This is a genomic window from Paraburkholderia sp. SG-MS1 (assembly GCF_012275575.1).
Classification (GTDB): domain Bacteria; phylum Pseudomonadota; class Gammaproteobacteria; order Burkholderiales; family Burkholderiaceae; genus Paraburkholderia.
In genome coordinates this window covers 21,741-28,689 of the sequence record NZ_NPIH01000127.1, presented here as the reverse complement: position 1 = coordinate 28,689, position 6,949 = coordinate 21,741, and the positions used below count along the sequence as shown (strand labels likewise).

Genomic DNA, 6,949 nt, shown 5'->3' with positions numbered 1-6,949 from the left:
GAAAATTTCCCACGTGGTCCGGTAGCACTGGTTGACGAGCCAGCGCACCGCGTTCTGCGTCAGCTCCGCGGTCGGGATGTGCACCGACGTCAGCCCGGGCGCAGCGTAAGCGGCCGAGTAATCGTCGTCGTAGCCGATCACCGACATGTCGTCCGGCACGGCAATGCCCGCCTGGTGCAGGCGCGCGAGCGCGCTCACCGCCATCGTGTCGTTCGCGCAAAAGAGGCCCGTCACGCGCCGCTTCGAATCGAGCACTTTCTGTGTGGCCGCGTAGCCGCCCTCCGGCGAAAAGTCCGATTCGATCAGCGTGACGTCGTCGCGCGTGATGCCGCCACGCGCCAGTTCGGCGAAGAAGCCTTCGAGCCGCGCCTGGTTGTCCGACGCGCTGAACGGCCCCGAAATCACCGCGATGTCGCGGTGCCCGTCATCGAGCAGCGTGCGCGCCGCCAGTTCGCCGCCGCGCCGGTGATCGGCGCAAAACGACGCCTCCGGCAATTGCTCGAACGCCCGGTTGAGGAACACCATTTTCGGGTGCATGCGATGCAGCATGTTCAGGTCGTCGTCGTGCAGATCGTGGCTGATCACCACCACGCCGTCGCAATCGCGGCCGATCAGAAAGCGCACCGCCTCGATCGCCTGCTCGCGCGGCGACGCTTCCCCGCAGCCGGTCGCCACCACCACGTGACGGCCCACTGCGCGCAGTTCGGCATCGGTCTGCTTGAGAATCGTGCCGTAGTAAGAGCCGAAGAAGGTCGGCACGAAAATGCCGATCATGCCGAGTGACTGCGTCGCCATCGCGCGGCCGATCGACGACGGGCGGAAGTTCAGCGCCTCGATTGCCGCCTGCACGCGAGCGGCGGCATCGGCCGAGATCGGCCCTTTACCGGAAATGGCGCGCGACGCAGTCGACATGCCCACGCCGGCCAGTGCCGCGACATCCTTGAGAGTAGCCACGCGGTTCTCCGTCAAACCATGTTGATTCCAACGACACTTTCGCCAGCGCTACAAGCGCGCGCCGCCTGCGTCGTCGAACAGCGAGACATGCGCGGCGTCGAACGAAAACGCCACGCTGTCTCCAGGCGCGAGCGGGGTCTTGCTCTGGTCGATCGATGCGATCTGCTCGCCATGATAGTCGAGCCAGATGACCCGGTGGTTGCCCATCGGCTCCACCAGCGAAACCTTTGCACGCTCGCGCAGCCCCTCGCCCACCCGCACGTCTTCGGCGCGCACACCGAGCACGCATGGCTGCCCTTGCGGCGGCGCGCTTTTGAACGCATAGGCCGACACATCGAGCCGCCAGTGCGCGGTGCAAAACTCGATCGAGCCTTCGCGCGACGCCAACGTGCCCTTGAGCAGATTCATCGCGGGCGAGCCGAGGAAGGTCGCTACGAACAGATTGTCGGGGCGCGCATAGACTTCGGCGGGCGTGCCGAACTGCTGGATCACGCCGCCGCGCATCACCGCCATGCGGGTGGCGAGCGTCATCGCTTCGACCTGATCGTGCGTCACGTAGATCATCGTCGCGCCCAGACGCTGATGCAGTTGCTTGAGTTCGCGACGCAGTTCGGTGCGCAGTTTGGCGTCGAGATTCGACAGCGGTTCGTCGAACAGGAACACGTCGGCTTCACGCACGATCGCGCGTCCGATCGCCACGCGCTGCCGTTGCCCGCCCGAGAGTTGCGCCGGTTTGCGCTTGAGCAGCGGGCCGAGCTGCAGCATCTCGGAGGCCCGCGCCACGCGCCGCGCGATCTCCGCCTTCGGCGTGCCGTTGATGCGCAGCGCGAACGACAGATTGCGCTCGACGCTCATGGTCGGATACAGCGCATACGACTGGAACACCAGCGCGATACGGCGGTCCTTCGGATCGGCCCAGGTCATATCCTCGCCCGCGATTTCGATGCTGCCGTCGCTCACGTCGATCAGCCCGGCGATGCTATGCAGCAAGGTCGATTTGCCGCAGCCCGAAGGGCCGAGCAGCACGACGAACTCGCCGGCGCGCACGTCGAGATCGAGATTCTCGATCACGGTGTTCGCCCCGAGGCGAATGGTCAGATTGCGTACCGCCACGTTGGCCGGGGTCGTGAGGCCCGCCGCGTCCGCGACGCCGGGCGCGCTTGCCGCGTCGGCATCCGCGCAGGTTGCCGCATTCGCCAACGGGTTGCCGAGCGCATCGCCTACCGCATTGCTCACATCAGCCGCGTTTGTCATGCCCTTGCCCTATCCCTTGACCGCGCCCGACGCAATGCCGCGCACGAACCAGCGACCCGAAATGAAGTAGACCGCGAGCGGCACCATCGATGTCAGAATGGTCGCGGCCATGTTGACGTTATAGAGCCGCTCGCCGGTCGTCGTATTGATGATGTTGTTCAACTGCACCGTCATCGGCAGGTTTTTGGTGCCCGCGAACACGAGACCGAGAATGAAGTCGTTCCAGATACCCGTCACCTGCATGATGACCGCGACCACGATGATCGGCGTCGACATCGGCAGCATCAGTTGTACGAAGATGCGCCAGAAGCCGCCGCCGTCGATGCGGGCCGCCTTGAACAGCTCCTGCGGAATCGACACGTAGTAGTTGCGGAACAGCAGCGTCATCACCGGCATGCCGAAGATCGTGTGAATCACGACGATGCCCGGCAGCGAGCTGAACAGATGCACGCTCGCCAGCACGCGCACGAGCGGATAGACCATCACCTGGACCGGAATGAACGCGCCCATCAGCAGCACGCCGAACAGCAGGCCGGCGCCGCGCGGCCGCCAGAACGACAGCGCGTAGCCATTCACCGCGCCGATCGCGATCGACAGCACCGTGCTCGGCACGACGATGCGCACCGAGTTCCAGAAGCCGACCCGGATGCCGTTGCAATCGAGCCCGGTACACGCGGACTGCCACGCGGCGCTCCATGCGTCGAGGGTGAAATGCGCGGGGAACGCCAGCAGATTGCCGAGCCGGATCTCGCTCATCGGTTTGACCGAGGTGACGAGCATCACGTAGAGCGGCAGCAGAAAGAACAGCGCCGCGCCCAGCAGAAACGCGTAGACGCCAATGCGCGCGGGCGTGAATGCCGTGCGCCGCCGTTTGTGCGCGCGGCTCGGCGTGCCGCTTTTCAGCGGCGGACTGAGCGTGTTCATCACACCTCCTTGCGCAGCGCCGCGCGGCTGCGGGCATAGAAGAACGGCGCGAGAATCGCGAGCACCGTCGCCAGCAAGACGATCGAAGCGGCCGACGCGAGACCGATATTGGCGCGCCCGAACAGATAGTCCATGATGAACTTGGCCGGCACTTCGCTCGCAGTGCCCGGGCCGCCCTGGGTCATCGCCACCACCGCATCGTAGAGCTTGACGACCATCACGAACAGCAGCACGAACGCGGTGGAGATCGACGGTCCGAGCATCGGCACGACGATGCTCGCATACACGCGCCAGCGCGGAATGCCGTCGATGCGCGCGGCTTTCCACAGTTCGTCGTCGATGCCGCGCAAGCCCGCGAGCAGCAGCGCCATCACCAGACCCGAAGCCTGCCACACCGTCGCGATGACGATCGTGTAGATCACCCAGTCCTGATCGACGATCCAGTCAAAGCGCGCGTGCGCGAAGCCGAGCTTGTGCAGCACGGCCTGCGCGCCGAGTTCCGGATTGAGAATCCATTGCCACACGAGCCCGGTCGCGACGAACGACATCGCATACGGATAGAGAAACACCGTGCGCAACGCGCCTTCGGCGACCACGCGCTGATCGATGAAGATCGCCAGCAGCAACCCGATCACCATGCACGCGACGATGAAGCACGCGCCATAGATCACGATGTTCTGCAGCGACAGCAGCCAGCGGTCGTTATGAAAAAGCCGCACGTATTGCGTGAAGCCCACGAAGGTATCAGAAGGAAACGTGCGCGAATTGCTGAGCGACACGCGCGCGGTCCAGACCATCGTGCCGACATACGCGAACACGACGGTCAGGATCATCGGCAGCAGCGCAAGCCACGCGGCGATCGAAAAACGCTTCCGTAACGGCTTCTTGCGAGGCCCGTTATGGAGCCCGTTACGGGGCGTCTCGCCCGGTTTGGAACCGGCGGCCGGCAGCTTGAGCGCGTGCATCGCCGGCACCTAGCTCTTCAACGCGTTGGCAAACGCTTTCTGCGCGTCGTCGACCGACTGGTTCTTGTTCCAGAAGTTCGTCACGACGTCGATCAGCGCACCCTGCGTGTCAGGCGAGATCAGCATTTCCGCATTCGGCAGCTGACGCGACTTGTCCTTCATGATTGCGATGCCCTCCTTCGCGCAGATGTCGAGACTGCTGGCGTCCACGTCAGGGCGAATCGGAATCGAACCTTTCTTCGCGCTGAACGCGACCTGCGCGGACGGCGAGGTCATCACCGTGGCGAGCAGATTCTGCGCCTTGATCGCCGAGGGGTTGTCGGTCTTCGGGAACACGAACACGTCGCCCGTCACGAGATACGGCGAATGCGGACCGAAGCCGGGGAAGCAGCCGAAGTCCTTGCCCGGGCTCTGGTTGGCCGCGGAGAATTCGCCCTTGGCCCAGTCGCCCATGATCTGTACGCCTGCTTTGCCGGAAATCACCAGCGCGGTTGCGTCGTTCCAGTTGCGGCCCGGCGAACCCGCATCGACGAAATCGTGCAGATGCTTGAACGAAACGAGCACCTTCTTGAACTCGTCCGAATTCACCGCCTTCGTATCGCGGTCGCGGTACACCTTCATGTAAAGGTCGGTGCCGCCCACTTCGGCGAGCACCGCGTCGAACGTGATCTTCTCCTGCCACGGCTGGCCGCCGAGCGCGAGCGGAATCACGCCCGCGGCCTTCAGCTTGCCGAGATCGGCGATGAACTCGTCGTAGGTCTTCGGCTCGGCGGTGATACCGGCCTTCTGGAACACCGGCTTCGAATAGAAGAACCAGGCCAGCATATGGATATCGACCGGCGCCGCGTAGTAATGGCCCTTCACCCTGATGCTGTCCACGATCGACGGCGGGAGGATGGCGCTCCAGTTCTCTTTCGCGGCGACGTCGTCGATGTTGTTCAGCAGGCCCTGATCGATCAGGTCGTGAAACTGCCTGGACGTATTGAATTGCGCGGCCGTGGGTGGATCGCCGCCGACGATCCGGTTGATCGCCGTGGAGCGCGCCTGATCGGCTCCCGCGACCGCATTGTCGACCCACTGGCCGCCCGCCTTGTTATAGGCATCGGCAAACTGGCGAATCGCGGCCGATTCGCCGCCCGAGGTCCACCAGTGAATCACGTTGGCCTTCAGAGGCTCCGCCTGCGCGACGACGCCATACAACGCCAGTGCCGCAACCACGCCTCGCAAGACCATTTTTTTGCTGTTCATTCCGTCTCCTCCAGGCTTTGCGCCCGTGTTTCAAGTCGACATGCCCACCAGCTTTACCTGCTGCTCCGTCAATCGTTACGTCCTCTCTCCCCGCTCCTTCAAAAACTTCGCGACCAGCTCCGCGCTGCGTTTGAGCGTGCGCTTCTGCGTGGCGTAATCGACATGCACGATGCCGAAGCGCCGCTCGTAGCCGAACGCCCACTCGAAGTTGTCCATCAGCGACCAGAGGAAATAGCCGCGAATCTCCACACCCGCCTTGATCGCCTCGTCGACCGCGGCGAGATGGCGCTTCAGGAACGAGATGCGCTGGCTGTCGTCCACCTTGCCATCGGTCACCTGATCATCCGAGGCCATGCCGTTTTCGGTGATGTAGATCGGCGGCAGGTTGGCGTAAGTCCTCCTGAAACCCGTCAACAGGTCGCGCAAGCCGTCGGGATGCACCTCCCAGCCCATCTGCGTGCGCTCCACGCCTTCGAGCGGCACTTCCTTGAAACCGTGCGCGCCGTCGCTCGCGACGTTCGTGCGGAAATAATAGTTGATGCCGAGGAAGTCGAGCGGCGCGGAAATCGTTTTCATGTCGCCGTCGAGCACGAGCGGTTCCGTGCCCGGCCACAATTCGAACAGGTCCTGCGGATAGTCGCCCTTGAGCAGCGGATCGAGAATCCACGCGTTGTGCTGGACTTCGAACAGATGCGCAGCGCGCTGGTCCGCAGCGCTATTGCTATTGGCCGTGCCGCGGCCGATGTTGGCGACGATGCCCTTTTGCGAGCGCGGATCGTTGGCCCGCAGCACCGGCACGGCAAGACCGTGCGCGAGCAGCAGATGATGCATCGCCTGCGTCGCGAAGCGGCCGTTGGCGAGGCCCGGCGCGTGATGGCCGTTGCCGTAGCCGAGATACGCCGAGCACCACGGCTCGTTGAGGGTTGCCCATGCGTCGACCGAGCCGGCCAGTTCGCGGCTCATCAGGTCGGCGTAGTCGGCGAAACGGTACGCGGTGTCACGATTGAGCCAGCCGCCGCGATCTTCCAGATGCTGCGGCAAGTCCCAGTGATACAGCGTGACGAAGGTCGTGATGCCCTTCTCTTGCAGGCGCGCGAGCAGGCGCTTGTAGAAGTCGATGCCCTTGCGATTCGGCGCGCCCGCCGCGTCCATCACGCGCGGCCATGCGATCGACAGCCGGTAGCCTTCGAGGCCGAGCCCCGCCAGCAGATCGACGTCCGCTTCCCAGCGATGGTAGTGATCGCAGGCCACGGCGCCGGTGTCGCCGGCCAGCACCTTGCCGGGCGTCGCCGAGAAGGTGTCCCAGATCGACGGCAGGCGGCCGTCTTCGTGGATCGCGCCTTCGATCTGATACGCCGCGGTGGCCGCGCCGAGCAGGAAGTTCTTGCGCCACAGCGACGAGTCCGCGGGCGGCGTGAACGGATCGGCGAGCGAATGGGGGGAGACCGGATCCAGTACTGCGGATGTGTCGTTTGCCATGGATTCTCCTGCGCTGAGGTCGTTGAACCGGGTGTGGGGGAGCCCTCCTTCGACCCATGTAAATGCTTGGGTGGAAGCGCTTCCACACTGACCAGCGAACGATAGCAGTGGCGGATTCACCGTCG

6 protein-coding genes are annotated in these 6,949 nt (G+C 64.2%); all 6 read right to left on the bottom strand.

Going from position 1 to position 6,949, the window contains the following annotated elements; all coding sequences use genetic code 11:
- On the bottom strand, positions 1–954 hold a 954-nt coding region (locus CIC12_RS09815; RefSeq protein WP_168663931.1), incomplete at its 3' end, for a substrate-binding domain-containing protein.
- Between the two features lie 48 nt (positions 955–1,002).
- Entirely contained in the window at positions 1,003–2,208 is a 1,206-nt protein-coding gene (locus tag CIC12_RS09810; protein ID WP_168663930.1) for an ABC transporter ATP-binding protein, read from the bottom strand.
- A 9-nt stretch (positions 2,209–2,217) separates the two neighbouring features.
- Positions 2,218–3,132 (bottom strand): carbohydrate ABC transporter permease, encoded by a 915-nt coding sequence (locus CIC12_RS09805; protein WP_168663929.1) that lies wholly within the window; start codon positions 3,130–3,132, stop codon positions 2,218–2,220.
- On the bottom strand, positions 3,132–4,097 hold the full coding sequence (locus CIC12_RS09800; RefSeq protein ID WP_168663928.1) for a carbohydrate ABC transporter permease: 966 nt from the start codon (positions 4,095–4,097) through the stop codon (positions 3,132–3,134). Before CIC12_RS09800 ends, CIC12_RS09805 begins: the two co-directional genes overlap by 1 nt.
- A 9-nt stretch (positions 4,098–4,106) precedes the next feature.
- Positions 4,107–5,345: an ABC transporter substrate-binding protein gene (locus CIC12_RS09795; RefSeq protein WP_168663927.1), complete on the bottom strand. Its 1,239-nt coding sequence runs from the start codon at positions 5,343–5,345 to the stop codon at positions 4,107–4,109.
- Positions 5,346–5,420: 75 nt separating this feature from the next.
- Positions 5,421–6,824, bottom strand: coding sequence for a GH1 family beta-glucosidase (locus tag CIC12_RS09790; protein ID WP_168663926.1), 1,404 nt, complete (start codon positions 6,822–6,824; stop codon positions 5,421–5,423).
- Positions 6,825–6,949: the final 125 nt, after the last annotated feature.

Bases quoted from the DNA above. Each gene is read 5' to 3' on its own strand.
- CIC12_RS09805 (WP_168663929.1), bottom strand. From the start codon at position 3,132: ATGAACACGCTCAGTCCGCCGCTGAAAAGCGGCACGCCGAGCCGCGCG.
- CIC12_RS09800 (WP_168663928.1), bottom strand. From the start codon at position 4,097: ATGCACGCGCTCAAGCTGCCGGCCGCCGGTTCCAAACCGGGCGAGACG.
- CIC12_RS09810 (WP_168663930.1), bottom strand. From the start codon at position 2,208: ATGACAAACGCGGCTGATGTGAGCAATGCGGTAGGCGATGCGCTCGGC.
- CIC12_RS09795 (WP_168663927.1), bottom strand. From the start codon at position 5,345: ATGAACAGCAAAAAAATGGTCTTGCGAGGCGTGGTTGCGGCACTGGCG.
- CIC12_RS09790 (WP_168663926.1), bottom strand. From the start codon at position 6,824: ATGGCAAACGACACATCCGCAGTACTGGATCCGGTCTCCCCCCATTCG.